This window comes from Micromonospora musae (assembly GCF_003626545.1).
In the GTDB taxonomy this organism is placed as follows: Bacteria; Actinomycetota; Actinomycetes; order Mycobacteriales; family Micromonosporaceae; genus Micromonospora; species Micromonospora musae.
The window spans coordinates 526,760-551,443 of sequence record NZ_RAZS01000005.1; the positions used below are offsets into that span (position 1 = coordinate 526,760).

Annotated in this window: 25 protein-coding genes; 6 read left to right on the top strand and 19 right to left on the bottom strand. The window is 71.7% G+C overall.

Going from position 1 to position 24,684, the window contains the following annotated elements; translation table 11 throughout:
• Nucleotides 1–75 precede the first annotated feature (75 nt).
• Complete coding sequence (locus D7147_RS17165; RefSeq protein ID WP_120678752.1) at nt 76–903, top strand: DUF4097 family beta strand repeat-containing protein; 828 nt, start codon at nt 76–78, stop codon at nt 901–903.
• On the opposite strand, the gene D7147_RS17170 is transcribed toward D7147_RS17165, so the two are convergent.
• The 8 genes from D7147_RS17170 to D7147_RS17205 form a co-directional block, all read right to left on the bottom strand.
• Nucleotides 884–1,981: an acyltransferase family protein gene (locus D7147_RS17170; protein ID WP_120678754.1), complete on the bottom strand. Its 1,098-nt coding sequence runs from the start codon at nt 1,979–1,981 to the stop codon at nt 884–886. The genes D7147_RS17165 and D7147_RS17170 overlap by 20 nt on opposite strands.
• A gap of 225 nt (nt 1,982–2,206) precedes the next feature.
• Nucleotides 2,207–3,103 carry a GTPase Era gene (era, locus tag D7147_RS17175; RefSeq protein WP_120678756.1) on the bottom strand — a complete coding sequence of 299 codons (897 nt, stop codon included), beginning with the start codon at nt 3,101–3,103 and terminating at the stop codon, nt 2,207–2,209.
• The gene (locus tag D7147_RS17180) at nt 3,100–3,486 is read right to left on the bottom strand and encodes a cytidine deaminase (protein ID WP_120678758.1); all 387 of its coding nucleotides are present in this window, start codon (nt 3,484–3,486) and stop codon (nt 3,100–3,102) included. The genes era and D7147_RS17180 overlap by 4 nt, the downstream gene beginning before the upstream one ends.
• Complete coding sequence (locus D7147_RS17185; protein ID WP_120678761.1) at nt 3,479–4,888, bottom strand: hemolysin family protein; 1,410 nt, start codon at nt 4,886–4,888, stop codon at nt 3,479–3,481. Before D7147_RS17185 ends, D7147_RS17180 begins: the two co-directional genes overlap by 8 nt.
• Entirely contained in the window at nt 4,864–5,337 is a 474-nt protein-coding gene (gene ybeY, locus D7147_RS17190) for an rRNA maturation RNase YbeY (protein ID WP_120678763.1), read from the bottom strand. Before ybeY ends, D7147_RS17185 begins: the two co-directional genes overlap by 25 nt.
• Nucleotides 5,338–5,351: 14 nt before the next feature.
• Entirely contained in the window at nt 5,352–6,413 is a 1,062-nt protein-coding gene (locus D7147_RS17195) for a PhoH family protein (RefSeq protein ID WP_120678765.1), read from the bottom strand.
• 224 nt (nt 6,414–6,637) lie between these two features.
• On the bottom strand, nt 6,638–8,014 hold the full coding sequence (locus D7147_RS17200; protein WP_120678767.1) for a serine hydrolase domain-containing protein: 1,377 nt from the start codon (nt 8,012–8,014) through the stop codon (nt 6,638–6,640).
• A complete protein-coding gene (locus D7147_RS17205; protein WP_120678769.1) occupies nt 8,011–8,370 on the bottom strand; it encodes a histidine triad nucleotide-binding protein in 360 nt (119 codons plus the stop codon). Before D7147_RS17205 ends, D7147_RS17200 begins: the two co-directional genes overlap by 4 nt.
• A 93-nt stretch (nt 8,371–8,463) precedes the next feature.
• Here D7147_RS17205 and D7147_RS17210 point away from each other — a divergent pair, with 93 nt between their 5' ends.
• Nucleotides 8,464–9,225 (top strand): SDR family NAD(P)-dependent oxidoreductase, encoded by a 762-nt coding sequence (locus tag D7147_RS17210; protein ID WP_120678771.1) that lies wholly within the window; start codon nt 8,464–8,466, stop codon nt 9,223–9,225.
• Between the two features lie 71 nt (nt 9,226–9,296).
• On the opposite strand, the gene D7147_RS17215 is transcribed toward D7147_RS17210, so the two are convergent.
• The 3 genes from D7147_RS17215 to hrcA all read right to left on the bottom strand — a co-directional run bounded on the left by D7147_RS17215 (nt 9,297) and on the right by hrcA (nt 12,315).
• The gene (locus D7147_RS17215) at nt 9,297–10,031 is read right to left on the bottom strand and encodes a 16S rRNA (uracil(1498)-N(3))-methyltransferase (RefSeq protein WP_120678773.1); all 735 of its coding nucleotides are present in this window, start codon (nt 10,029–10,031) and stop codon (nt 9,297–9,299) included.
• Between the two features lie 51 nt (nt 10,032–10,082).
• Nucleotides 10,083–11,228 carry a molecular chaperone DnaJ gene (gene dnaJ, locus D7147_RS17220; RefSeq protein ID WP_187398848.1) on the bottom strand — a complete coding sequence of 382 codons (1,146 nt, stop codon included), beginning with the start codon at nt 11,226–11,228 and terminating at the stop codon, nt 10,083–10,085.
• Between the two features lie 64 nt (nt 11,229–11,292).
• Complete coding sequence (gene hrcA, locus D7147_RS17225) at nt 11,293–12,315, bottom strand: heat-inducible transcriptional repressor HrcA (protein WP_120678777.1); 1,023 nt, start codon at nt 12,313–12,315, stop codon at nt 11,293–11,295.
• A gap of 250 nt (nt 12,316–12,565) precedes the next feature.
• On the opposite strand from hrcA, the gene D7147_RS17230 reads away from it, so the two are divergent.
• Entirely contained in the window at nt 12,566–13,177 is a 612-nt protein-coding gene (locus tag D7147_RS17230; RefSeq protein ID WP_120678779.1) for a DUF4870 domain-containing protein, read from the top strand.
• A 75-nt stretch (nt 13,178–13,252) separates the two neighbouring features.
• Here D7147_RS17230 and hemW read toward each other — a convergent pair whose 3' ends face one another.
• Nucleotides 13,253–14,476, bottom strand: coding sequence for a radical SAM family heme chaperone HemW (hemW, locus tag D7147_RS17235; RefSeq protein WP_199734197.1), 1,224 nt, complete (start codon nt 14,474–14,476; stop codon nt 13,253–13,255).
• Between the two features lie 19 nt (nt 14,477–14,495).
• Here hemW and D7147_RS17240 point away from each other — a divergent pair, with 19 nt between their 5' ends.
• From D7147_RS17240 to D7147_RS17250, 3 genes are all read left to right on the top strand, one after another.
• The gene (locus tag D7147_RS17240) at nt 14,496–15,296 is read left to right on the top strand and encodes an enoyl-CoA hydratase family protein (RefSeq protein WP_120678971.1); all 801 of its coding nucleotides are present in this window, start codon (nt 14,496–14,498) and stop codon (nt 15,294–15,296) included.
• 167 nt (nt 15,297–15,463) lie between these two features.
• Nucleotides 15,464–16,327 carry a hypothetical protein gene (locus D7147_RS17245; protein WP_120678784.1) on the top strand — a complete coding sequence of 288 codons (864 nt, stop codon included), beginning with the start codon at nt 15,464–15,466 and terminating at the stop codon, nt 16,325–16,327.
• A gap of 180 nt (nt 16,328–16,507) precedes the next feature.
• Nucleotides 16,508–17,452, top strand: a complete 945-nt coding sequence (locus D7147_RS17250) for a phytanoyl-CoA dioxygenase family protein (RefSeq protein WP_233563173.1) — start codon at nt 16,508–16,510, stop codon at nt 17,450–17,452.
• A 138-nt stretch (nt 17,453–17,590) separates the two neighbouring features.
• Here the strand turns inward: D7147_RS17250 and D7147_RS17255 are convergent, their stop codons facing one another.
• The 7 genes from D7147_RS17255 to lepA all read right to left on the bottom strand — a co-directional run bounded on the left by D7147_RS17255 (nt 17,591) and on the right by lepA (nt 24,677).
• Nucleotides 17,591–18,232 (bottom strand): MOSC domain-containing protein, encoded by a 642-nt coding sequence (locus D7147_RS17255; RefSeq protein ID WP_120678788.1) that lies wholly within the window; start codon nt 18,230–18,232, stop codon nt 17,591–17,593.
• A 48-nt stretch (nt 18,233–18,280) separates the two neighbouring features.
• A complete protein-coding gene (locus tag D7147_RS17260) occupies nt 18,281–19,111 on the bottom strand; it encodes a carbohydrate ABC transporter permease (protein ID WP_120678790.1) in 831 nt (276 codons plus the stop codon).
• A complete protein-coding gene (locus tag D7147_RS17265; protein WP_120678792.1) occupies nt 19,108–20,094 on the bottom strand; it encodes a carbohydrate ABC transporter permease in 987 nt (328 codons plus the stop codon). Before D7147_RS17265 ends, D7147_RS17260 begins: the two co-directional genes overlap by 4 nt.
• On the bottom strand, nt 20,091–21,380 hold the full coding sequence (locus tag D7147_RS17270) for a sugar ABC transporter substrate-binding protein (RefSeq protein ID WP_120678794.1): 1,290 nt from the start codon (nt 21,378–21,380) through the stop codon (nt 20,091–20,093). The genes D7147_RS17265 and D7147_RS17270 overlap by 4 nt, the downstream gene beginning before the upstream one ends.
• 219 nt (nt 21,381–21,599) lie before the next feature.
• On the bottom strand, nt 21,600–21,887 hold the full coding sequence (locus D7147_RS17275) for a GlsB/YeaQ/YmgE family stress response membrane protein (protein WP_120678796.1): 288 nt from the start codon (nt 21,885–21,887) through the stop codon (nt 21,600–21,602).
• A 274-nt stretch (nt 21,888–22,161) separates the two neighbouring features.
• The gene (locus D7147_RS17280; RefSeq protein WP_120678798.1) at nt 22,162–22,446 is read right to left on the bottom strand and encodes a GlsB/YeaQ/YmgE family stress response membrane protein; all 285 of its coding nucleotides are present in this window, start codon (nt 22,444–22,446) and stop codon (nt 22,162–22,164) included.
• 353 nt (nt 22,447–22,799) lie between these two features.
• Nucleotides 22,800–24,677, bottom strand: coding sequence for a translation elongation factor 4 (gene lepA / locus D7147_RS17285; protein ID WP_120678800.1), 1,878 nt, complete (start codon nt 24,675–24,677; stop codon nt 22,800–22,802).
• Between the last annotated feature and the right edge of the window lie 7 nt (nt 24,678–24,684).

The following is a 24,684-nucleotide window of genomic DNA, read 5'->3' on the forward strand; positions in this document are numbered from 1 at the left end:
TCAGGGTTCCTTCGGGGTCCGGCGGCGCCGGAACCCGGATGTGTCTGGGGCGGTGCCGGCCGTAGCGTTCTCGCCATGACCGCTCAGCGCCCCGTCGGCACCGCCTCCTCCGGTGCCGCTCTGCTCCGCCGCCGTGCCGTGGCACCGGTCGCGTTCGGTGCCGTCACCGCGCTCATCCTGCTCACCGGGTGCGACAACCTCTCCTACCGGCGCCTGGACTTCGACAACACCGAGTCGGCCCGGATCACCACGATCCGGGTGCTGCCCGGCTCGGGTGACGTGATCGTCCGGGCCACCGGCACCGCCACCGAGGTGCGGATCAAGCGGGTGGTCCGCTACCAGGGCGCCGAGCCGCGGGCGAAGTACGAGATCAAGGGCAGCGAGCTGGTGCTGGACACCGACTGCGGGTCCCGGTGCAGCGTGTCGTACGAGGTGACCGCCCCCGAGGGTGTCGCGGTGCGGGGCGAGAGCAACTCGGGCGACGTCGAGCTGATCCGGGTCGGCGCGGTGGAGCTGCAGGTCCACTCGGGGGACGTTCAGCTCACCGGTGCCAGTGGTCCGGTACGGCTGGAGGCCAGCTCCGGCAACATCGAGGTGTCCGAGGCCACCGGTCCGGTCACGCTGCGCGCCTCCTCCGGCGACATCTCGGCCCGGCGGCTGCAGGGCGAGGTGGACGCCGAGGCCAAATCCGGCAACGTACGGATCGAGCTGGACAAGGCCGCCTCGGTCCGGGCGCACGCGAACAGCGGTGACGTCGACCTCGTCGTTCCGCCCGGCCCGTACCGGGTCCGGGCCAACGGCAACTCGGGAGACGAGCACGTCGCGGTCACCGACGACCCGGCCGCCAAGCTGGTCCTCGCGGTGAGCGCCGACAGCGGCGACCTCAGGGTCGCCCAGCGGTGACCTCCGCCTCCGGGGCGGCCCGCTGCGCGGGCACCTGGTGGCCGGTCGACGTGGGCGGGCCGACGGGCCTCGTCCGTCGCCGGCCGCCGGGGATCAGCTCCGGCCGCCGCTGCGCCGCGAGGTCCTCCACCCATCCCACGGCGAGCGTCACCACGCCGACCAGGGCGAAGACCAGCACCACCCGGATCGCCAGCCCACGCGGGTCCTCGTGCGTCCAGCCCAGTGGGTCGAAGAGCGGGGTGATCGCCACCACGAACGGCATGTGCCAGAGGTAGATCGTCAGGGCCCGCCGGTTCAGCACGGTGACCACCCGCCCGAAGAGGGCGCTGCGATCGACCCAGGCCGCGCCGGCCGGTCCCCGGCCGAGCACGACCAGGATGAACGCCGTCGACCAGAGGGCGTTGCCGAGGTGGATGTCGTTGAGGTCGTAGCCGCGTGGGCCGGGATGCGTGAGGATCCACGCGCCGCCCGCCGCGACGAGCACCAGCACCGCCGGGACCAGCACCCGGTTGGCGAGCCGGCGCAGCATGCCCGCGTGGTGCGCGAAGCCCAGCATCCAGGCGCCGAAGTAGAGACCGAACTCCCGGTACGGGCCGGGGGCGTTCGGCCAGATGCCCGACTCGATCACCACGAGCAGGACGTACGGGGCCAGCAGGGTCGGCAGCGGCGCCCGCCGGAACGCCCAGAGCGCGACCGGCGAGGCGAAGACGAACCACAGGTAGTCCCGTAGGTACCAGATCGGGCTCAGGGCCATCGCCCCCCAGCCGTTGGCGGGCGGATCGGCGATCGGGAAGAGCCAGAGCAGCACGCGGGGGGTGAACGGCAGCCCGGTGAGGAGCATGGCCGGTACGAAGATCGCGGCCAGCACCCACAGCGACGGCAGCAGGCGGCGCAGCCGGCGCAGCACCGCAGCTGGCCCGGATCGCTCCAGCGAGGCGGCCATCAGCGAGCCGGCCAGCGCGAACATCACCGCCATGGCCGGGAAGACCAGGGTGAGCGAGGCGAAGCCGGTGACGTGGTAGACGACGACTCGAACGATGGCGAGGAAGCGGAGCAGGTCCAGGTATCTGTTACGCATCAGCCTGCATCTGTCTCGGGGGCGCGGCGGATGTCTCCTACCCTCCGCCGCGTTCCCGGTAAACGGCCGCACGCCCCACCCGGACGTGAATCTAGCCATACGCCCGACCGAGTAGGATCAGCCGCTCTCCCCGTACGGCCCGCCCCGGTCGGCCGTTCGACCGATGCTGATCAGCCGGACGGCGCGGCCGTCCGGCTGACCGACGGAACGAACGGGACGAGCCGGTCAGAAGCCGAGTTTGCGCAGCTGCTTCGGGTCGCGCTGCCAGTCCTTCGCCACCCGTACGTGCAGGTCCAGGAAGACCCGGCTGCCGAGCAGCTCCTCGATCTGCCGCCGTGCGGTGGTGCCGACCTCCTTGAGCCGGCTGCCCCGGTGACCGATCACAATCGCCTTCTGGCTGGGCCGCTCGACGTAGAGGTCGGCGAAGATCCGGATGAGCTGCCCCTCGGGGATCATCTCCTCCACCACCACAGCGATGGAGTGCGGCAGCTCGTCGCGCACCCCCTCCAGTGCCGCCTCCCGGATGAGCTCCGCGACGAGCACCTGCTCCGGGTCCTCGGTGAGCATGTCGTCCGGGTAGAGCTGCGGGGAGGCGGGCAGGTACCCGGTCATCACGTCGACCAGGGTGTCGAGCTGGTGCCCGGAGACGGCGCTCACCGGCACCACGGCCGCGAACTCACCCAGCTCGCTCACTGCGAGCAGCTGCTCGGCGAGGCGCCCGCGGTCGACGAGGTCGGTCTTGGTGACCACGGCCAGTACGGTCGCCTTCAGCTCGGCCAGCTCGCCGGTGATGAACCGGTCTCCGCGTCCGATCGGCTCGTCGGCCGGGATGCAGAGCCCGATGACGTCGACCTCGCTCCAGGTCTGACGGACCAGGTCGTTGAGGCGTTCGCCGAGCAGCGTGCGGGGGCGGTGCAGGCCCGGGGTGTCGACGAGGACGAGCTGCGAGTCCGGCCGGTGCAGTACGGCCCGGATGACATGCCGGGTGGTCTGCGGCTTGTTCGAGGTGATCGCGATCTTCTGACCGACGATCGCGTTGGTCAGGGTCGACTTGCCCGCGTTGGGCCGCCCCACGAAGCAGGCGAAGCCGGCTCGGTAGGGGCGCTCCTCCGGGTCCTTCACTGGACGACCGTGCCGAGGACGGTGCCGTCCGGCGCGGCCACGTGGATCGGCGCGTCGGCGGCGAGGTCGCGGACCGCCGCGTGCCCGGCGCCGTCGAGCGTCGAGGCTTCGGTCACCACCACGGCGGCCTCCAGCCGGCCGGCGCCGGCGGCCACCGCCGAGGCCACCGCCAGCTGCAGCGCGGTGAGCGTCAGCGAGGGCAGCGCGACACTGGCGGCGGCGTACGTCCGACCGTCCTGGTCGCGGACCGCCGCACCCTCCACGGCTCCCACCCGGCCACGGGCGCCTCGGGCCAGGACGACCAACTTGGCGTCCTCGGCGCTCAGCTCCGCCGGAGCGGACGGGGTGGGCCGGGCTGCCGGCACGGTGGGCGACTCAGGCATCGGCGGGTTGCCTCTCCTCGATCGGTTGGTGACTGCCCCGGGACTCGGCGCGCTCGCCACGCCCCGGGCTCTCCTGCTCGTCGGTCGGCACGACCCGGCTGACCAGCACGGTGTCGATCCGGTTGCGTCGGCCGGTGGTGCCCTCGGCGATCAGCCGCAGGCCGGCCACCTCGACCCGGGCTCCCGGGATCGGCACCCGACCCAGCGACTGGGCCAGCAGGCCGCCGACCGTCTCCACCTCGTCGGTGGGCAACTCGATGTCGAACAGCTCGCCCAGGTCCTCCACGGGAAGTCGGGCGGTGACCCGCACCGACCCGTCCTCCAGCTGCTCGACCGGTGGGCGTTCGACATCGTACTCGTCGGTGATCTCACCGACGATCTCCTCGAGGATGTCCTCGATGGTGACCAGGCCGCCGGTGCCGCCGTACTCGTCGACGACGATGACCAGGTGGTTGCGGGCCGCCTGCATCTCGGAGAGCAGGTCGTCGACGGGCTTCGACTCCGGCACGAAGGTGGCCGGACGCATCAGCTCGGAGACGGGCAGCTGCTCGGCCGACGGATCGCCGCCGCGCACCCTGCGGATCAGGTCCTTGAGATAGAGGACGCCGAGGACGTCGTCGACGTTCTCGCCTATCACGGGGATCCGGGAGAAGCCCGAGCGGAGGAAGAGGGCGAGCGCCTGCGAGAGCGTCTTGCCCGACTCGATCCACACCGTCTCCGTACGGGGCACCATCACCTCGCGGGCGATGGTGTCTCCGAGGGCGAAGACCGAGTGGATCATCTGCCGCTCGCCGTGCTCGACCACCCCACGCTGCTCCGCGAGGTCGACCAGTTCGCGGAGCTCCACCTGGGTCGCGAACGGGCCCTCGCGGAAGCCGCGCCCCGGCGTCACCGCGTTGCCGATCAGGATCAGCAGCGAGGCGAGCGGGTTGAGCGCGCGCCCCAGCCAGCGGACCAGCGGGGCCACCACCCGACCGACGACGTAGGCGTGCTGCCGGCCGAGAGTGCGTGGGGCGACGCCGACCACCACGAAGCTGACCACGGTCATCGCGCCGGCGGTGACGAGCGCCGCCCGCCACCCCGCGCCGAAGGTGTCCACGGCGACCAGCGCCACCAGCGTGGTGGCGGTCAGCTCGGCGAGCAGTCGCAGCAGCAGGAGCAGGTTGAGGTGCCGGACGACGTCACCGGCGACGGTCTGCAACGTGCGGGCGCCGCGGGCGCCGTCGCGGGCCAGCTCCGCGGCGCGGGCCGGCGAGACCGCGGCGAGCGCCGCCTCGGTCATCGCGATCAGCCCGGCCAGCACCACCAGACCGGCGGCGAAGACGAGTAGCTGCACGTCGGGCAGGCCGGCGGCGGCTGTGGAGGCCTGTACGGACATCACTGTGACCGGCTCGACCGCCAACTGGACAGCAGTCGGGCCTGGAGCGCGAACATCTCCCGCTCCTCCTCCGGTTCCGCGTGGTCGTACCCGAGCAGGTGCAGCACCCCGTGCACGGTCAGCAGGTGCAGCTCGTCGGCGGCCGAGTGGCCCGCCGTGGCCGCCTGCTTGGCCGCGACGTCGGGGCAGAGCACGATGTCGCCGAGCAGCGCCGGCTCACCGGCGGCCGGGGCGCTCTCGCCCGGGCCGTGGTCCACGCTGCCCTCGTCCATGGGGAAGGCGAGCACGTCGGTCGGCCCGTCGCCCCCCATCCAGCGATGGTTGAGCTCGGTCATGTATTCGACGTCGACCAGCAGCACGGAGAGCTCGGCGAGGGGGTTGACCCCCATCTCGTCGAGGGCGTGCCGGGCGACGGCGAGCACGGCGTCGGTGTCGACCTCGACACCGGACTCGTTGGCGATCTCGATGGACAACTGTTTCCCCTGATCTAGCGGCGGCGGCCGGATCGGCCGCCGCCCTGGGCGGTCCGCCCCGGTACGGCGTGCACGCTCTGTGCCTGCTGGTTCTCCCGCTCGGCGTCCCAGCGGGCGTACGCGTCGACGATCTCGCCGACCAGCCGGTGCCGAACCACGTCGGAGCTGGACAACTGGGCGAAGTGGACGTCCTCCACGTTCGTGAGGATCTCCCGCACCAGGCGCAGGCCGCTGGTCGTCCCTCCGGGCAGGTCGACCTGGGTCACGTCACCGGTGACCACGATCTTGGAGTTGAAGCCGAGCCGGGTGAGGAACATCTTCATCTGCTCGGGCGTGGTGTTCTGCGCCTCGTCGAGGATGATGAACGCGTCGTTCAGCGTCCGACCGCGCATGTACGCCAGCGGCGCCACCTCGATCGTGCCCGCGGCCATCAGCTTCGGGATCGAGTCCGGGTCGAGCATGTCGTGCAGCGCGTCGTAGAGCGGGCGCAGGTAGGGATCGATCTTCTCGTTGAGCGTGCCGGGCAGGAAGCCCAGCCGCTCCCCCGCCTCGACGGCGGGCCGGGTGAGGATGATCCGGTTGACCTGCTTGGCCTGGAGCGCCTGGACGGCCTTCGCCATCGCCAGGTAGGTCTTGCCGGTGCCGGCGGGGCCGATGCCGAAGACGATGGTGTGCGAGTCGATCGCGTCGACGTAGCGCTTCTGCCCGAGCGTCTTGGGACGGATGGTGCGGCCGCGGCGGGAGAGGATGTTGAGCGTCAGGACGTCGGCGGGCCGCTCGGCACTGCCCTGCTCGAGCATGCCGACGGTACGCCGGACGGCGTCAGTGGTCAGGGTCTCGCCTTTCTCGATGAGTTCGAGCAGCTCGGTGAAGAGACGCTCGGCGAGGGCGTTGTCCGCGGGCGCACCGGAGATGGTGATCTCGTTGCCCCGGACGTGCACGTCGCTGTTGACCGAGCGTTCGACGAGTCGCAGGATCTCGTCACCCGCACCGAGCAGGTTGACCATGATCTTCGGATCGGGAACGGTGATCCGGGTCTGCACCTGGGGCGGGCCGGGAGGTGGGGTGCCGGTCATAGCTCGGGCCGAGGGGCCCTGTGCCACCTGCTCTCGATTTCGGCGCCGGCCCTGGTGGCGCGGCGTACGGACGTTCCACTCATCGTATCGGTTCAACAGCGGCGACATCGTCTGCATTTCCCCGCCCCCGGGGCGCGGCCGCACTGACCAACAAAAGCGATAAAAAGGGCGAAAAGCCAGGTCGGCGCGGAGCGGGAGGAACCCCGCCCCGCGCCCCTACCGGGTCACTCCCCGACGCGGAAGTCGTACCGGTCGAAGGTCTCCTGGTTGCGGGTGAACCGGTAGGTCGCCCAGTGCATCCGCACCACCGCGCCCCGGTCGTCCCGGCTCAGCCGGAGCAGCTCACCGACCTCCCGGCCGGAGACCGTGCGGAACACGTCCGGCCGGTCGGGCAGCGGCGTGAAGACCGCCGGCGGCCGGCCCGGCGGATCGCCGGCGCCCCGGGCCCGCAGCGCGCCGTCGTGCCAGGAGAAGACGTACTCGTAGCCCTCCCCCCACCAACGGCCCAGCACACCGCGCAGCGCGGCGGGGGCGGGCGGGCCGGGTCGCCACGGCTCGATCTCCGCCGGATCGTGCTCGACCGCGGCGGCGAGCAGCTGATGCGGCAGATCGAGGGCTTCGGAGGCGGTGCCGGAGGAGACGAGCACGGCACAGCCCATCGCGCCCGGGGTGCCCTCCCCGCCCCGCCGGCCGTAGACGCCGGCCAGGAAGCCGGGCATCGCGCCGTCGTGCCCCACGTGCATCACCCGCTCCCCCTGCGGCACCAGGATCAGACCGAGCCCGAAGCCTCCGCCCCACAGCGCCTCGTCGGTCACCGTCACCGGCCAGCGCATCTCCTCCAGCGTGGCCGGAGCGAGCACCGCACCGGCCGGGTCGACCGCCGCCGGATCGGCCAGGAAGGCCGCCCAGCGAGCCATGTCCCCGGCGGTGCTCCAGAGCTGGGCGGCCGGCCCCACGGCGCCGAAGTCGGTAGGCGGCTCCGGACGCGCCTCGTCCGAGTACGCGTCGACGAGGAAGCCGGTGGCCGCGGCCGGGCCCGGGCTCACGGTCGTGTCGGCGAGGCCCAGCGGCGCCAGCACCCGGTCGCCGAGCACCTCGGCCCACGTACCGCCGCGCAGCCGGCCGACCAGCTGACCGAGCAGCGCCATCCCGAGGTTCGAGTAGTGGTAGCGGCGACCCGCGGGCAGTACCCGCTCGGCCCGGGCCAGGTCGGCCAGGAGCTCTTCGGTGTCGGGCGCGCGCAGGGTGTCCCAGACGTCGCCGTACGGCTCACGTTGCAGGCCCGCCGTGTGCGACAGCAGCCGGCGCACCGTCAGCTCCCCGTGCGCGGGCAGGTCGAGGTGGCGGCCCACCGGATCGTCCAGGTCTAGCAGGCCGTCGTCGCGGCACTGCAGGGTCAGTACGGCGGTGAACGTCTTGGTCACCGAGCCGATCCGGAACTGCGTCCCGGGCCCGAGCGGGGTGTCGTTGCCGGCGCCGCCGACCGCGAACGCCCACAGTGGCCGGTCGGCTCGGTGCAGGGCCGCCGAGACCGCCGGGATCCGGTGCTGCGCCTGCGCCCGGCGCACCAGCCGCTCCAACTTCTCCGGCACGGCGCTCACGCGAGATCCCGGGCGAGCATCGGACCGAGCGGCGCCCCACCGAACAGGTGCCCGTGCACGTGGAAGACCTCCTGGCCGCCGTACGCCCCGGTGTTGAACATCAGCCGGAAACCGTCGCCGAGCAGACCCTCGTCCTCGGCCACCGCGGCGGCCGTGGCGAGCACCTCGCCGGCGAGCGCCGGGTCACCCTCGGCGAGCGTCGCCACGTCGGCGTAGTGCTCCTTGGGAATCACCAGTACGTGCACCGGCGCCTTCGGGGCGATGTCGCGGAAGGCGAGGGTCCTGGGGGTCTCCCGGACGACGGTGGCCGGGATCTCCCCGGCGACGATGCGGCAGAACAGGCAGTCTGATCCCATCCGGGCAGTGTAAGGAACGGCCCGTTGTCAGGGGTTTCGGCGCGGGGAAGGACCGCTGCTCGGCACCGGCGTCCGGTGCGGCAGGATGGCCGCGTGACTTCACGGGCGGTACTGGTGACGGGAGGCTCGCGCGGCATCGGGCGAGCGGTGGCGAAGGCCTTCGCGGCGAGCGGCGACCGGGTGGCGATCCACCACCGGGACTCGGCGGAGCTGGCCGAGGAGCTGCGCGCGCAGCTGCCCGGCGAGGGACACGTGGTGGTCCGGGCGGACCTCGCCGACCCGGACGCGGTCCGGGCGATGGTGGACGAGGCGGCCGACCGGCTCGGTGGGCTGGACGTACTGGTCAACAACGCGGGCACCTTCGGACCCGCCGACCCGCCGCACCCGGTCTTCGAGAGCACCTACGAGCAGTGGCGGCAGCGCTGGCGTGAGGTGCTGGACACCAACCTCTTCGGCGCGGCCAACGCCGCCTGGTGCGCCGCCCAGCACATGCGCGATCGGGGTGGCCGGATCGTCAACGTCTCGTCCCGGGGCGCGTTCCGCGGTGAGCCGGCGAACCCGGCGTACGGGGCGAGCAAGGCAGGCATGAACGCGATGGGCCAGTCGCTGGCCGTGGCGCTCGCGCCGTACGGCATCGCGGTGGCCACGGTCGCGCCCGGATTCGTCGAGACCGACATGACCAACGAGCACCTCAAGGCCGAGCGTGGCGTCGCGGTACGCGCCCAGAGCCCGTTCAACCGGATCGCCCGCCCCGACGAGATCGCCGCCGCGGTGCACTGGCTCGCCTCGCCCGAGGCCGAGTGGGCGACCGGCACCATCGTCGACCTCAACGGCGCGTCGTACCTGCGCAGCTGACCCGAGTTCCGCTCCCCCCCGCGGCGACCCACCCGCGCCGAACCCCGGTTCGGATCACCGATCGCGGGGACTCACCAGCGGGAGAGGCGGGTGGCGAGGACGGTGAGGGCGGCGACGCCCGCCGTCGAGGTGCGCAGGACCGCGGGGCCGAGGCGTACGGGGCGGGCCCCCACGGCGACGAACGCGTCCACCTCGTCCGCCGTGATTCCCCCCTCGGGGCCGACGACCAGCACGATCTCGCCGGCGTCGGGAAGCTCCACGGTGGTGAGCCGGTCGGTGGCCTCCTCGTGCAGCACGAACGCGGCGGCCGACCCGGCGAGACGCCCGGCGACCCGGCCGGTCGACTCGTCCGGCGACCCGGCCACCACCGGCAGCCACGGGCGGCGGGCCTGCTTGGCCGCCTCCCGGGCGGTCGCCACCCACTTCTCCCGGGCCCGTACGCCCCGGTCACCGCGCCACTGCGCCACCGAGCGGGACGCCGCCCAGGGCACGATCTCGTCCACCCCGACCTCGGTCATCGCCTGTACGGCCAGCTCGCCGCGATCGCCCTTGGCGATGCCCTGCACCACGACCAGTCGCGGGACGGAGGCGTCGACGTACCCCCGTGCGGTCAGCTCGAGCTCCAGGCTGCCCCGACCGACCGCCGTGACCACGGCGGTGGCGGTACCGCCCTGACCGTCGGCGAGCAGCAGCTCCTCGCCCACCCGCAACCGCTGCACGGTGGCGGCGTGGTGACCCTCGGGGCCACCGAGGGTCAGCGTGTCAGTGGTGGGCAGCGACTCGACCAGGAAGAGCGGGGCGGACACGGTCAACAGGCTAACCTCCCCGGCACCCGGCCGGGACGGCAAGCCGTCGGCTCAGGCGTGACCGTTGAAGGCGTCGCGCATCCGGGAGAAGAAGCCGCCCTGCTTGCTCAGCTCGGCCACCTCTTCGCCCCGGGTCTTGGCGAACTCCCGCAGCATCCGCTCCTGGTCGGCGTCGAGCTTGCTCGGCGTACGTACGTCCAGGTGCACGTAGAGGTCACCCCGGCCGGTGCCGCGCAGGTGTGGCACGCCCCGGGCGCGCAGCCGCAGCGTGCTGGCCGGCTGGGTGCCGGCCTTGACGTCGACCGTCTCCTCGCTGTCCAGCGTCTTGATGGTCAGCCGGGTGCCGAGCGCCGCCGCGGTCATCGGCACGGTGACCCGGCAGTGCAGGTCGTCGCCCTTGCGGGAGTAGACGTCGTGCGGGCGCTCGTGGATCTCCACGTAGAGGTCGCCGGCGGTGCCGCCGCCGGGGCCGACCTCGCCCTGCTGGGCCAGGCGGATCCGCATGCCGTCCTCGACACCGGCCGGGATCTTCACCGTGAGCGAGCGGCGGGTACGCACCCGACCGTCGCCGGCGCAGGTCGGGCAGGGGTGCGGAATGGTGGTGCCGTAGCCCTGGCAGACGGTGCACGGGCGAGCGGAGACCACCTGGCCGAGGAAGGTGCGCTGCACCGACTGCACCTCGCCCCGACCACCGCACGCCTCGCAGGTGGCGAGGTGGGTGCCGGCGGCGGTGCCCGCGCCCGAGCAGGTGGTGCAGAGCACGGCGGTGTCGACGGTTATCGGCGCCTCGACGCCGAACGCCGTCTCGTGCAGGTCCAGCTCGAGGCGGAGGATCGCGTCGGCGCCCGGCCGGGTCCGTGGCCGGGGCCCCCGGGAGCCACCGGCCGCACCGCCGAAGAAGGCGTCCATGATGTCCTGGAAGCCGACGAACGGTCCGGCTCCACCGGGGCCGCCCGGGCCACCGGCGCCCCCGCCGCCCGGGGCGAGCGGGTCGCCGCCGAGGTCGACGATCTGCCGTTTCCGGTCGTCCGAGAGGACCTCGTACGCGGCGTTGATGTCCTTGAACTTCTCCTGCGCCTCCGGATCCGGATTGACGTCCGGGTGGAACTGGCGCGCCAGCTTGCGGTAGGCGCGCTTGATCTCGTCGTCGGAGGCGTCCCGGTTCACACCGAGAATGCCGTAGTAGTCCCTGGCCACTGCGTTCCGTGTCCTCATGTTCGGTCGCGTTGCGCCGGCCGGAACCGGCCGGACGGTTACTGCTCTAGTTCTGGGCCAGCAGATCGCCCACGTAGCGTGCCACGGCCCGCACGGTGGCGATGGTGCTGGGGTAGTCCATCCGGGTCGGCCCCAGCACGCCGAGGCCACCGACGATCATCGAATTCGGGCCGTAGCCGGTGCTCACCACCGACGCGGCGCGGAGGTTGTCGATCTCGTTCTCGTCACCGATGCGCACCCGCATCGTGCTCTCCTCGACCTCGCCGATCAGCTTCAGCAGGACGACCTCCTCCTCGAGGGCCTCGAGGATCGGTCGCAGCGAGCCCTGGAAGTCGAGCAGGCCACCGCGGGTGAGGTTCGCCGTGCCGGCCAGCGCTATCCGCTCCTCGTGCCGCTCGACCAGCGTCTCCAGCAGCACGCTGGCGAGGGTGGCCATGGCCGGACGCAGGTCGGGACCGACCTCGTCGACCAGCGCCTGCACCAGCGGCGGGGTCTCCGACAGCCGGGTGTCGACGAGCTTCTCGTTGACCAGGCGGCGCAGGTCGGTGACGTCGTCGGCGGGGATCGGGCCGGGCATCTCCACGAGCCGCTGCTCGACCCGCCCGGTGTCGGCGATCATGACCAGCATCAGCCGGGTGGTGGAGATCGGCACCAGCTCCAGGTGCCGGACGGACGAGCGGGCGAGGCTCGGATACTGCACGACGGCGACCTGCCGGGTCAGCTGGGCCAGCAGGCGGACCGTGCGGTGCACCACGTCGTCCAGGTCGACGGCGCCGAGCAGGAAGCGCTCGATCGCCCGCCGCTCGGCCGGGCTGAGCGGCTTGACCCGGGAGAGCCGGTCCACGAAGAGGCGGTAGCCGCGGTCGGTGGGCACCCGGCCGGCGCTGGTGTGCGGCTGCCGGATGTAACCCTCCTCCTCGAGGACCGCCATGTCGTTGCGGACGGTCGCCGGGGAGACCCCGAGCTGGTGCCGCTCGACCAACGCCCGACTGCCGACCGGCTCCTGCGTGGCGACGTAGTCCTCGACAATGGCGCGGAGCACGGCGAGCTTGCGGTCGTCGAGACCCATCCTCCCCACCTCCTACGCGCATCGGCCGCCGGTGTTCCACACCACCCGCGACATTCCTGGCACTCGACTGTAGCGAGTGCCAGTCTACGTCGGCAGACCCGGCAGCGCGATGATCAAGGACGGACCACGGGTGCGGTCTCCGCCCACCCCGGGGCCCTCCGGCCGCCCACCGGCGCTCGGCCCGCCGGCCGGAACCACCCGACGACGCCGCTCTGGCGCGTCATTGTTGCCGCCCCCTACCGTGACGTTCATGACTGAACCACCTCGCCCTCCCGGCGCGGCTGACCCCGGCGACCACCCGGATCCGACCCCGCCGCCGGCAGCTCCCGGCCCGTCCGCCCCGGACGAGCCCACCGCACCACTGTCCGGGTCACCCGGACCAGCCGGCTATCCCCCGCCCGGTGGCTATCCGCCGCCCAGCGGCGGCCAACCCCCGTCGGGCGGCTATCCCCCGCCGGGTGGCTACCCGCCCGGTGCCGGATATCCGACCGGAGGCGGCTACGGCCCGCCGGCCGGCTACGCCAGCAACGAGGACAAGACGTGGGCGCTGGTCGCCCACTTCGGCGGGGCGCTCGGCGCGCTGATCAGCTTCGGGCCGCTCGGCTTCGTCGCCCCGCTCATCGCCTACCTGGCGCGCGGGCAGCAGTCCCCGGCCGTACGGGCGCAGGCGTTGGCGGCGCTGAACTTCCAGATCCTCTGGTCCGGCATCGCCTTCGTGCTGCTCTTCGTCAGCTGGTGCCTGCTCTTCCTGCCCAGCGTGGCCGTCGTGGTGATCCAGATCGCGTTCGGGGTGATCGCCGGCATGAAGGCCAACGAGGGCAACGCCTACCGCTATCCGATGTCCGCGAGCTTCATCAAGTGACCCCGGCCGGCCGACGTCCGGTCGGCCGCCCCGGTCCACCTCCGGGCCCGGCCGGACACCGGCCGGGCCTTCGGCCTACGGCAGCAGGTCCCGGACGACGGCGTCGGCGAGCAGCCGGCCACGCAGGGTGAGTACGGCGCGGCCGGCCGCGTACTCGTCCGGGGCCAGCAGACCGGCGGCGAGCGCCCGATCGGCGCCGGCCCGCCCCGTGCCGTCCAGCACGTCGAGCGGCAGCCCGCTGGCGAGGCGCAGCCGCAGCATCACGTCCTCCATGTGCGCCTCGTCCGTGCCGAGCACCTCCCGGGCCAGCCCCGGTGACCGTCCCTCGGCGAGGCGCTGGGCGTACGTAGACGGGTGCTTGACGTTCCACCAGCGCACCCCACCCACGTGGCTGTGCGCCCCCGGGCCGAGCCCCCACCAGTCCCCGCCGGCCCAGTAGAGCAAGTTGTGGCGGCAGCGGGCGGCCGGGGTGCGGGCCCAGTTGGAGACCTCGTACCAGGAGAAGCCGGCCGCGCCGAGCGCCTCCTCCGCGGCCAGGTAACGGTCCGCGGCCACGTCGTCGTCGGGGTACGGCAGCTCCCCGCGGCGCATCCGGGCGGCGAGCCGCGTGCCGTCCTCCACGATCAGGGCGTACGCGCTGACGTGGTCGGCGCCGGCGGCGATCACCTCGTCCAGCGAGCGGGCGAAGTCCTCGGCCCGCTCGCCCGGCGTGCCGTAGATCAGGTCGAGGTTCACGTGGTCGAATCCGGCGTCCCGCGCCTCGGCGGCGGCGGCGGTGGCCCGGCCGGCGCTGTGCCGACGGTCCAGGATCGCCAGCACGCCGGGCGCGGCGGACTGCATGCCCAGCGAGATCCGGGTGTAACCGGCGGCCCGCAGCGCCTTCAGCGACTCGGGCGTGACCGACTCCGGGTTGGCCTCGGTGGTCACCTCCGCGTCGGCGGCGAGCCCCCAGGTGCGGTCGACGGCGTCCAGGATCCGGGCCAGGTCGTCGGCGGGCAGCAGGGTCGGGGTGCCCCCGCCCACGAAGACGGTGTCGACCTGCCGGGGCGGGCCGTCGCCGAGCACCCGGGCGGCGAGCCGCAGCTCGGCCAGCACGGTGTCGGCGTACCCCTCGCGGGTGGCGCCGCCGCCGAGTTCGGCGGAGGTGTACGTGTTGAAGTCGCAGTAGCCGCAGCGGCTGGCGCAGAACGGCACGTGGACGTAGACGCCGAAGCCCCGCGCGCCGACCTCGCGGGTCGCGGTGGCGGGCAGCGAACCGTCCGCCGGTACGGGTTCGCCATCTGGAAGGACGCCGGGCATGGCCACTAGTGTGCCCGGCATGACCTCTCCCGACGCGCTCGTGCGGGTCGCCACGGCCCGCGGGGTGACCACCCTCACCCTGGACAGCCCGCACAACCGCAACGCGCTCTCCACCCCGCTGATGACGCAGCTGCTCGCCGGCCTGGCCGACGCGGTCGCCGACGACGGGGTTCGGGTCGTCGTGCTCGACCACGCCGGGCCGGTCTTCTGCTCGGGCGCGGACCTCAAGGAGACCGCCGCCGCCTACGCCAGCGGGTCGGTGCCGGCCGGGATGCTCGGCGACGTGCTGGCGGCGGTCTGGGAGTGCCCGAAGCCGGTGGTGGCCCGGGTGGCCGGGCCGGCCCGCGCCGGTGGCCTGGGGCTGATCGCCGCCGCCGATCTGGCGGTCTGCGCCGAGGAGGCCACGTTCGCCTTCACCGAGGTGCGGATCGGGGTGATCCCCGCGGTGATCTCGGCGACCGTGCTGCCCCGCCTGTCTCCGCGGGCGGCGGCGGAGCTCTACCTGACCGGGGACACGTTCGACGGCCGGCGCGCCGCCGAGATCGGTCTGGTCACCGCCGCGGTGCCGGCCGAGGAGCTGGACGGCGCGGTCGAGCGGTACTGCGACTCGCTGGTCCGGGGCGCGCCGGCGGCGCTCGCCGGGGCCAAGGGGCTGCTGCGCCGGCCCCCGGCCACGGAGCTGCGCGCCGAGGCCGCCGAGCTGGGCGCGTTGTCGACCGGCTACTTCCTCTCGGAGGAGGGGCGGGAGGGCGTGCTGGCGTTCCGGGAGAAGCGGTCGCCCCGCTGGGTGGCCGCGCTCGAGGAGGATTCCGCGGGCTAGGCGAGCGCCGCCGCGACCGGCGGGTGAGAGGCCGGTCGGAGCGGGAACGCGAGCGCCGACGTGCTCCGGGACGGCGGCACCGCTTCGGGGCGGACGGGCCGGAAACCGCTCGGACGGCCCACGCGGGGCTACGGGGGACGTACGCTTGTCGAACTGTCGAACTGGGGGTGTGGGTGCGAACTCGGACCGTGGTGGCGGGTGGCGTCGTCCTCGTACTGCTCGCCGTGGTGGGTGTCCTGGTCCTCCTCCGACAGCTCGGCAGCGAGCTGCGCCTGCCCCTGGCCAACCAGTCCTGCACCGTGCAGGCCGACGGTCGGGTGGTGCTCGACGCCGACCAGATGGCCAACGCGGCGACCATCGCGGCGATCGGCGCGCAGCTGGGCATGCCGGAGCGGGGTGTGGTGGTGGCGCTGGCCACCGCCTACCAGGAGTCCGGCCTGCGCAACCTCCCGAACGGCGACCGGGACTCGATCGGCCTGTTCCAGCAGCGGCCCAGCCAGGGCTGGGGCAAGCCGACCCAGATCAGCGACCCGCGGTACGCGGCGAAACGGTTCTACGGGGCGTTGAAGAAGGTGCGCGGCTGGGAGGGGATGCGGATCACCGACGCCGCCCAGCGGGTGCAGCGCTCCGCCTTCCCGGAGGCGTACCAGAAGTGGGCCGACGAGTCGGAGGTGCTGAGCCGGGCCCTGCTCGGTGACGCGACGCGGGCGGTGGCCTGCTCGGTGGGGCGTACGCCGGTGATGCGGGGCGCGGCCGCGGCGGCGGCGCTGACCCGGAGCCTGGAGCTGGACTGGGGCGTGGTCGGCAGCGCCGCGCCGGCGGAGCTGACCGGGCTCACCCTGGCCGCGACCGGCCAGCGGGACGGCTGGCGGTACGCGCACTGGCTCGTCTCGCACGCCCAGGACCACGGGGTGAAACGCGTCCGGTTCGAGGACCTGGAGTGGACCGCCCGCGACGGCAAGTGGGTCGAGGTGTCCGGGAGTTCGGACGCCGGCGCCCGGGTGGTCGCCGAGGTCTTCGCCGAGGGTTGAGCCGATCCCGACTTCTCTACCGTCGGTTATCGCACAATCCGGCAAACTACCCAAATCGCCGCTTTGACCTTGCGATCGCCACGCTCCGTGATCGGCCCACTCCCCATGGTCCGCGATCCGGCAAATCACCGCCTTCCGCCCCTCCCGGCTCACGGGTGACCGCGTTACGATCGGCGCCCTGTGCCAGAGAATGTTTCGCCTCATGGGGAGGGGTACGACGTGGCGTTCGACTACGACGGCCGCACCGGTTACGAACCGATCAGTGACGTAGACCGCAAGGAGTTCCAGGAGCAGGGCTTCCTGCTGCTGCGCAACGTCCTGACCGAGGAGCACCGGGCAGCGCTCGAGGAGGCGGTCGACCGCGTCTACGCCGAGGAGAAGGCGAAGGGCAACACCAAGAAGGACGGCACCCTGCACCTGCTGGGCTTCCTCGACCGGGACGAGCTCTTCGGCGACCTGCTCACCCACCCGATCGCCTTCCCGTACATGTGGGGCCTGGCCGGGTGGAACCTCTACTCCCACCACAACCACCTGGACGTGACCCCGCCGGCGCTGGAGCCGGAGAAGCCGTACTGGGGCTGGCACCAGGACGGGTACCGGCAGAACTCCGACCCGGAGACGATGGACCCGAACCTGCCGCGGCCGATGTTCTCGCTGAAGGTCGCCTACGTGCTCTCCGACCTCTCGGAGACCGGACGCGGCGCGACGAAGGTCATCCCCGGCAGCCACCTGTGGAACTCGCTGCCCCGCCCGGACGACGTGACGGTGCACAACCCCGACCCGGAGGGCACGGTGGAGATCACCGCCAACCCGGGCGACGCGTTCATCTTCGACCGCCGCCAGTGGCACTCCCGGTCGACGAACCTGTCGAACATCACCCGCAAGATGCTCTTCGTGGGCTACACCTACCGGTGGATCCGCCCGCTGGACGAGCTGCACATCGACCAGGACAGCCAGTGGTGGGCCAACCGCACGCCCGTGCAGCGCCAGCTCTGCGGTGAGGGCACCCACACCGCGAACTACTGGGGCATCAACTGGGACGGCTACGTCGACGACGAGATCCCGCTGCGCAAGGAGCTCAAGGAGCGCAACCTCCTCGACCGCAAGATCCCCTGGCTCCGCTGAACCGTTGAGAAGGGCCCCCTGCTCCGGGTGGAGCAGGGGGCCCTTCCGCACACCCGGCTCGGGGCCGGCAGCCGGGGCCACCCCGTCAGGCCCGTCCGGCGACCACGCCGGCCCGGGCCGCCCGGCGACCGCCCCCGGTCAGGCCCGTCCGGCGACCCGGCGGCGCACCTTCTCCCGGGTCTTCTCCGGCAGCTCGGCCACGTCCAGCAGCCGCGGCAGCAGCTCCGGCTCCAGGTTGAGCGCCCGGAACACCTCGCCGATGGTCACCCCGTGCGCGGGCCGCTCCACCACCTGGACGGGATCACCCGCGCCGACCTCCCCCGCGCGAAGCACCCGCAGGTACGCCCCGGGCAGCGCCCGCACGGTGAACCGTTTGATCAGATCCGGCAGCCCCCAGAAACCGGCGAACGTGCGGCACGGCGTACGCGGCTTCGTCACCTCGAGCAGCGCCGACCCGATCAGCCACTGTTCACCGATCACCGCCCCGGTCACGTCCACCCCGGAGGTGGTGAGGTTCTCGCCCAGGCCGCCCGGCCCGACCGGCCGGCCCAGCTCCCCCGCCCACCAGGCCGCGTCCTCCTCCGCGTACGCGTAGACCGCCTGGTCGGGGCCGCCGTGCACGGCCCGCTCGCCGATGAAGTCGCCGGTCACGCCGTCGACCCGGAACAGCACCGGGCCGTCGACCGGCCGCTTGTCGATACCGCTGCGACCGCTCTCGTCGCCCGCCCACTCCGCCACGGTGGCCGCCCCGACGTTCACCGATGCCACTCTGCCCGTCATGGCGGTCAGCCTAACCGCCGTCCCGGTGTGCGAGCCGGTGCCGAGGGTTCAGCCCTTGACGGCTCCGGCCACCAGCCCGGAGACCATCCGCCGCTGCACCAGCAGGAAGAAGACGATCACCGGCAGGGTGAAGAGGGTGGACGCCGCCATCACCGGCCCCCAGGCCGTGTCGTCCCGCCCGAAGAAGAACGTCATGGCCACCGGCAGGGTGTACCGATCCTGGTCGTTGATGAAGGTGAGCGCGAAGATCAGCTCGTTCCACGCGGTGATGAAGGAGAAGATGCTGGTGGCGACCAGTCCGGGGGCGACCAGTGGGAAGAGGATCCGCCGGAACGTCTGCACGCGGCTGGCCCCGTCGATGGCGGCGGCCTCCTCCAGCTCCTTCGGCACCGCGGCCACGAAGCCACGCAGCATCCAGACCGCGAACGGCAGCGAGAAGCCCAGGTAGGTGAGGATCAGGCTGGGCAGCGTGTTGTAGAGCCCGAGCCGCTGGATCATCAGGAAGAGCGGAATGACCAGCGCCTCCAACGGGATCATCTGCACCACGAGCAGCATGATCAGGAAGCTGGTCCGCAGCCGGAACCGGAACCGGGCCACGGCGGTCGCCGCCAGCAGCGCGACGAGGCCGCTGAGCACCACGGTGGCGACCGCGACCAGGGCGCTGTTGAGGAAGAAGTCGGCGAAGGTGACCCCGGGGATCAGGTTGCCGGTCAGGATCTCCCGGTAGTGCTCCAGCGTCGGATGCGTCGGCACCGGCTGCGGGGTGGCGGAGAAGATGTCCCGGCTGGGCTTCAACGACGTGGCGATCATCCAGTAGACCGGGAAGGCCGCGAAGAGCGCCACCAGCAGCCCGGCGCCGTTGAGCGCGACGCGCTTCACAACTCGTCCTCCTGCTTGAGCACCATCCGTACGTAGAGGCCGGTCACCACGAGCAGGATCACGGTGAGGATCACCGCGATGGCCGCGCCGAGCCCGTACTTCGGCGGGGGCGAGAAGGCCTCCGCGTACGAGTAGATGGAGAGCATGAACGTCGACCGGTCCTGGGTGCCGCCGGCCAGCACGAACTGCTGGGTGAAGACCTTGAAGTCCCAGATCGTGGAGAGCACGATGAGGATCCCGAAGACGGGGCGCAGCAGCGGAAACGTGATCCGCCAGAAGACCCGCCAGGGGTTGGCCCCGTCGACCCGGGCCGCCTCGTGCAGCTCACTCGGTACGCTCTTCAGCCCGGCCAGGACACTCACCGCGATGAACGGGAACGAGTGCCAGACCACGACGAGGGTCAGGATCGAGAAGAAGAGCAGCGGGGAGTTGAACCAGCCGTAGCCGGTCCAGTCGCTGCGCCCGAAGAGCGCCTGTGACAGCCCGTCCGGCAGCGCGTTGAAGAGCCAGGTGACCAGCCCGCTGGTGTCGTCGAAGATCCACTTCCAGACGATCGTGCCGGTCAGCGCCGGGGTCGCCCAGGCGAGCATCACGCAGCTGGCCACGAAGGTGGCCATCCTGCGGCCGAGCCGGTTGAGCAACAGGCCGACCAGGGTGCCCAGGATCATGGTGAGCACCACGTTCGCCGCCGCGAAGAGCACGGTGTTGCGCAGCACCGTGAGGAAGAACGGATCCCCCAGGATCTGGGTGTAGTTCTCGAGCCCGATCCAGGGCCACTCCCGGTCCCCGCGCAGCTGCCGGACGTTGTTGAGCCGGTGGAACGACATGGCCACCACCTGGCCGAGCGGCCAGAGCAGCAGCCCGCCGATGACGACCAGGCAGGGTAGGAGCAGCAGGTACGGGAGGCGGTCGACCGGCCGACGCCGCCGCGCGGGGGTCTCCCGCGCGGCGGACGTCTCCGGAGCGTCGGTCAGCGTGGTCACTTGGCGTTGAGGATGCTTTCCATCTCCGCGGCCGCGTCGGCGGTAGCCTTCTCGACCGTCTTCTGACCCTTCATGACCGAGCTGTTCATCGCCTGGGTCACCGTCTTGGTCCGGCTGACCTCCACCCACTTCGGGGTGACCGGCGTGAGCTTGGTGTTCTGCATCGTGGTCGCGAACGCCGCCATGATCTTGTCATTGGCGTACGTGCCACCGCTCACCAGATCCTGGTAGACCGGGAAGAAGCCGAGGCTGTCCGCGAAGGTCTGACCGTTCTTCTTGTTCAGCAGCACGGTCATGTAGTCCCAGGCGAGATCCTGGCGCTCGCTGTCCTTCCAGATGGCGATGTCCGAGCCACCGGCGAAGCCGGGCGCCGGCTTGCCGTCCGGGCCGGGGATGGGGAAGGTCCCCCACACCTTTTCGATGTCCGGGTTGTCCTTCTTGATGGCGCCCTGCTGCCAGCTGCCGGCGAACGCCATGGCGGCCTTGCCGGTGGCGAACTGGGTCCGGGCGTCGATCTCGTTCCAGCCGGCGGCGGCCGGCGGGGCGACCTTGTGCACGGTCACCAGGTCGGTCCAGAACTTGACCGCCTTCTGCGCCTCCGGCGTGGTGTAGCCGGACTTCCAGCTGCCGCCCTGGTCGGCGGCGATCTCGCCGCCCGCCGCCCAGAGGAAGGAGTAGAAAGGCAGCTCCGAGTTTCCCGGAACGGCGATGCCGTACGTGTTCGGCTTCTTCGCCTGCACGGCCTTCGCCACGCTCACCAGCTCGTCCCAGGTCTTCGGCGGCTGCACGCCCGCCTCGGCGAACCAGTCGGTGCGGTAGTAGATGGCGCGCACACCGGCGTACCACGGCACGCCGTACTGCTTGCCGTCGAGCTGGGCGTTGCGCACCAGGTCCGGCAGGAGGTCCTTGCCCTCCGCCCAGCCGCCCATCCGTCCACTCAGGTCCGCGAGGGCCTCCTGCGCCGCCCAGCCCTGGGTCTCGGTGTTGCCGAGCTCGGTGACGTCCGGCCCCTCACCCCCGGCGAGCGCGGCCTGGAACTTCTTCGGCGCCTCCAGCCACGGGATGTACTGCACCACCACGTCGGTGTCCGGGTGCTTCTGCCGGAACTCGGTCTCGACGCCGTCGAGGAACTTGGTCTGCGCGTCGCCGCCCTCGCCCATCATCCAGACCGTGAGCTTGCTCGTGTCGGCCGCCTCGTCGTCACCCGAGCCGCCACAGCCGGTCAGCACCATCGCGGCCGCAGTCACCACGGCGGTGACCGGGGCCAGCCGCTTCCACCTGTTCACGCCACATCTCCCCTCGCACCGCCTGGCACTAACCTTTACCGCCGCACCTTAGTAGGAAAAAATCCTTTACGACAGTGGGGCGCTTCGTCGGGAGGCGACGCGACCGTATCGCAGGTCGGGGCCGCAGGGCAGGGGTCGTGACAGACGAATCCGGCCGTACCTAACCGAAGGGGCGTCCGACCAGCTGGTCGGACGCCCCTTCGTGAGTCGATGCGTGAACTACCGATGGGTGACGCTGCGGCGTCGGCCCACCCCGGCCACCAGGGCCACCGCGATCGCCGCCAGCACGACCTGCACCAGCAGCTCGCCCCAGTCCACACCCGAGGTCTCCGTCGCGATCCCCAACGCCCGCGCCAGAACGGTGCCGAGCAACGCGGCACCCACACCGATCAGCATGTGCAGCCACATCGGCATGTCCTGCCGGCCCGGGACGACCAGGCGGCCCAGCGCCCCGACGATCAGACCAACGATCAGCGCAGTGATGATGCCCCAAACGGTCAGCTCCACGATCGTCCTCCTTCGAAACGTCCCTCACGTCGTGTGCGTGCTGTCTCGACGACTAGGTTCCCGATCGGCCCGATCGGCAAACCGACGTTCCGGGACAGTGCCCGCCGGACAGGTCGAGAAGGCTGCTTACCACCACGTCCCGGGCTCGCCGCCAGCACCCCGCCGCCCGTGTTCGTCGTCGAGCGGCGGCGACCCCACGCACGCCGACGGGCGCCCGACCCGTTCGGTCGGACGCCCGTCGCGGCACGTCGCCGGCCGTACGCCGGCGCGATGGTCAGCGGGTGACGTGGCGGCGTCGGCCCACCCCGGCCACCAGGGCCACCGCGATCGCCGCCAGCACGACCTGCACCAGCAGCTCGCCCCAGTCCACACCCGAGGTCTCCGTCGCGATCCCCAACGCCCGCGCCAGAACGGTGCCGAGCAACGCGGCACCCACACCGATCAGCATGTGCAGCCACATCGGCATGTCCTGCCGGCCCGGGACGACCAGGCGGCCCAGCGCCCCGACGATCAGACCAACGATCAGCGCAGTGATGATGCCCCAAACGGTCAGCTCCATGGCCGCCCTCCTTCAAGAATGAGCCACACGAGGTGTGCTTCCTGTCGTGGGCGCTAGAGTTCCCGAGCCGCGGAGAGGCCAAACCGGACCGAACGCAGAACGTCCACCGGCTTCGATGCGAATGGTCGGGCCGGAGCACCGTCCACCCAGGTCGAAGCCGGTTGGACGTATCCGCCGACCGAGCGCCCGCCGCCGAAAATTTCCGTCTCGACGGCCCGGAACGCCGACGGCCGGCACCCCGAGACAGCCTGGAACGTCGACGGCCTCGAACGCAGACGGCCTCGAACGCCGACGGCCGGCACCCGCGGCGGAGCGCCGTACGGGTGCCGGCCGTCGTACCGACCGGAGCCGGACTACTTCTTTCCGGCGGACTTGCCCTCGGCGGAGTCCGAGGAGAGCGCGGCGATGAAGGCCTCCTGGGGGACCTCCACCCGGCCCACCATCTTCATCCGCTTCTTGCCCTCCTTCTGCTTCTCCAGCAGCTTCCGCTTACGGCTGATGTCACCGCCGTAGCACTTGGCGAGCACGTCCTTGCGGATCGCGCGAATCGTCTCCCGGGCGATCACCCGACTACCGATCGCCGCCTGAATCGGCACCTCGAACTGCTGGCGGGGGATCAGACTGCGCAGCTTCGCGGCGATCGACACCCCGTAGTTGTACGCCTTGTCCTTGTGCACGATGGCGCTGAACGCGTCGACCGGCTCGCCGTGCAGGAGGATGTCGACCTTCACCAGGTCGGACGCCTGCTCGCCGGAGGGCTCGTAGTCCAGCGAGGCGTAGCCCTTGGTCCGGCTCTTCAACTGGTCGAAGAAGTCGAAGATGATCTCGGCCAGTGGCAGCGTGTAGCGCAGCTCCACCCGGTCGGCGGAGAGGTAGTCCATGCCCAGCAGCGTGCCCCGTCGCCCCTGGCAGAGCTCCATCACCGCACCGACGTAGTCGTTCGGCGTCAGCACGGTGGCCCGCACCGTCGGCTCGTACACCTCGGCGATCTTGCCGGTCGGGTACTCGCTCGGGTTGGTCACCACGATCTCCTGGGCGTCCTCCTGGATGGCCCGGTAGACCACGTTCGGCGCGGTGGAGATGAGGTCGAGGTTGAACTCCCGCTCCAGCCGCTCCCGGATGATCTCCAGGTGCAGCAGGCCGAGGAAGCCGCAGCGGAACCCGAAGCCGAGCGCCCCGGAGGTCTCCGGCTCGTACGTCAACGCGGCGTCGTTGAGCTTGAGCTTGTCCAAGGCGTCGCGGAGGTTGGGGTAGTCGGACCCGTCGATCGGATAGAGGCCGGAGTAGACCATCGGCTTCGGATCCTTGTAGCCGCCGAGCGCCTCCGTCGCCGGATTGGCGTTGATGGTGACCGTGTCACCGACCCGCGACTGGCGCACGTCCTTCACGCCGGTGATCAGGTAGCCCACCTCGCCGACGCCGAGCGCGTCGGCCTTCACCATCTCCGGGGAGATGACGCCGATCTCCAGCAGCTCGTGGGTGGCGCCGGTGGACATCATCTTGATCCGGTCGCGGGCGCCGATCCGACCGTCGATCACCCGGACGTAGGTGACCACGCCGCGGTAGACGTCGTAGACCGAGTCGAAGATCATCGCCCGGGCGGACGCGTCGGCGTCGCCGACCGGCGGCTGGAACTGCCGGACGATCTCGTCGAGCAGGTACGGCACGCCCTCGCCGGTCTTGCCGGAGACCTTGATGCAGTCGGCCGGGTCGCCGCCGATCAGGTGAGCCAGCTCCTCGGCGTACTTCTCGGGCTGGGCCGCCGGCAGGTCGATCTTGTTGAGCACCGGGATGATGTGCAGGTCGTTCTCGAGCGCGAGGTAGAGGTTGGCGAGAGTCTGCGCCTCGATGCCCTGCGCCGCGTCCACCAGCAGGATCGCGCCCTCGCAGGCGGCCAGCGACCGGGACACCTCGTAGGTGAAGTCGACGTGCCCCGGGGTGTCGATCATGTTGAGCACGGCCTGCTCGCCGGCCCGGTCGCCCTCGCGGATCGTCCACGGCATCCGGACGGCCTGACTCTTGATCGTGATGCCGCGCTCGCGCTCGATGTCCATCCGGTCGAGATACTGGGCGCGCATCTGCCGCGGGTCGACCACACCGGTGAGCTGCAACATCCGGTCGGCCAGGGTCGACTTGCCGTGGTCGATGTGGGCGATGATGCAGAAGTTCCTGATGCGGGCCGGGTCGGTGGCACCAGGAGCGTTCGCGCCGGAATCGAGCGTCGGAGGCACAGCTGTC

Bases quoted from the DNA above. Each gene is read 5' to 3' on its own strand.
- D7147_RS17255 (WP_120678788.1), bottom strand. From the start codon at position 18,232: ATGACGGGCAGAGTGGCATCGGTGAACGTCGGGGCGGCCACCGTGGCG.
- D7147_RS17195 (WP_120678765.1), bottom strand. From the start codon at position 6,413: ATGACCGGCACCCCACCTCCCGGCCCGCCCCAGGTGCAGACCCGGATC.
- D7147_RS17165 (WP_120678752.1), top strand. From the start codon at position 76: ATGACCGCTCAGCGCCCCGTCGGCACCGCCTCCTCCGGTGCCGCTCTG.
- D7147_RS17280 (WP_120678798.1), bottom strand. From the start codon at position 22,446: ATGGAGCTGACCGTTTGGGGCATCATCACTGCGCTGATCGTTGGTCTG.
- D7147_RS17180 (WP_120678758.1), bottom strand. From the start codon at position 3,486: ATGCCTGAGTCGCCCACCGTGCCGGCAGCCCGGCCCACCCCGTCCGCT.
- D7147_RS17240 (WP_120678971.1), top strand. From the start codon at position 14,496: ATGACCTCTCCCGACGCGCTCGTGCGGGTCGCCACGGCCCGCGGGGTG.
- D7147_RS17205 (WP_120678769.1), bottom strand. From the start codon at position 8,370: ATGGGATCAGACTGCCTGTTCTGCCGCATCGTCGCCGGGGAGATCCCG.
- D7147_RS17170 (WP_120678754.1), bottom strand. From the start codon at position 1,981: ATGCGTAACAGATACCTGGACCTGCTCCGCTTCCTCGCCATCGTTCGA.
- hrcA (WP_120678777.1), bottom strand. From the start codon at position 12,315: ATGGGTCTCGACGACCGCAAGCTCGCCGTGCTCCGCGCCATTGTCGAG.
- D7147_RS17230 (WP_120678779.1), top strand. From the start codon at position 12,566: ATGACTGAACCACCTCGCCCTCCCGGCGCGGCTGACCCCGGCGACCAC.
- hemW (WP_199734197.1), bottom strand. From the start codon at position 14,476: ATGCCCGGCGTCCTTCCAGATGGCGAACCCGTACCGGCGGACGGTTCG.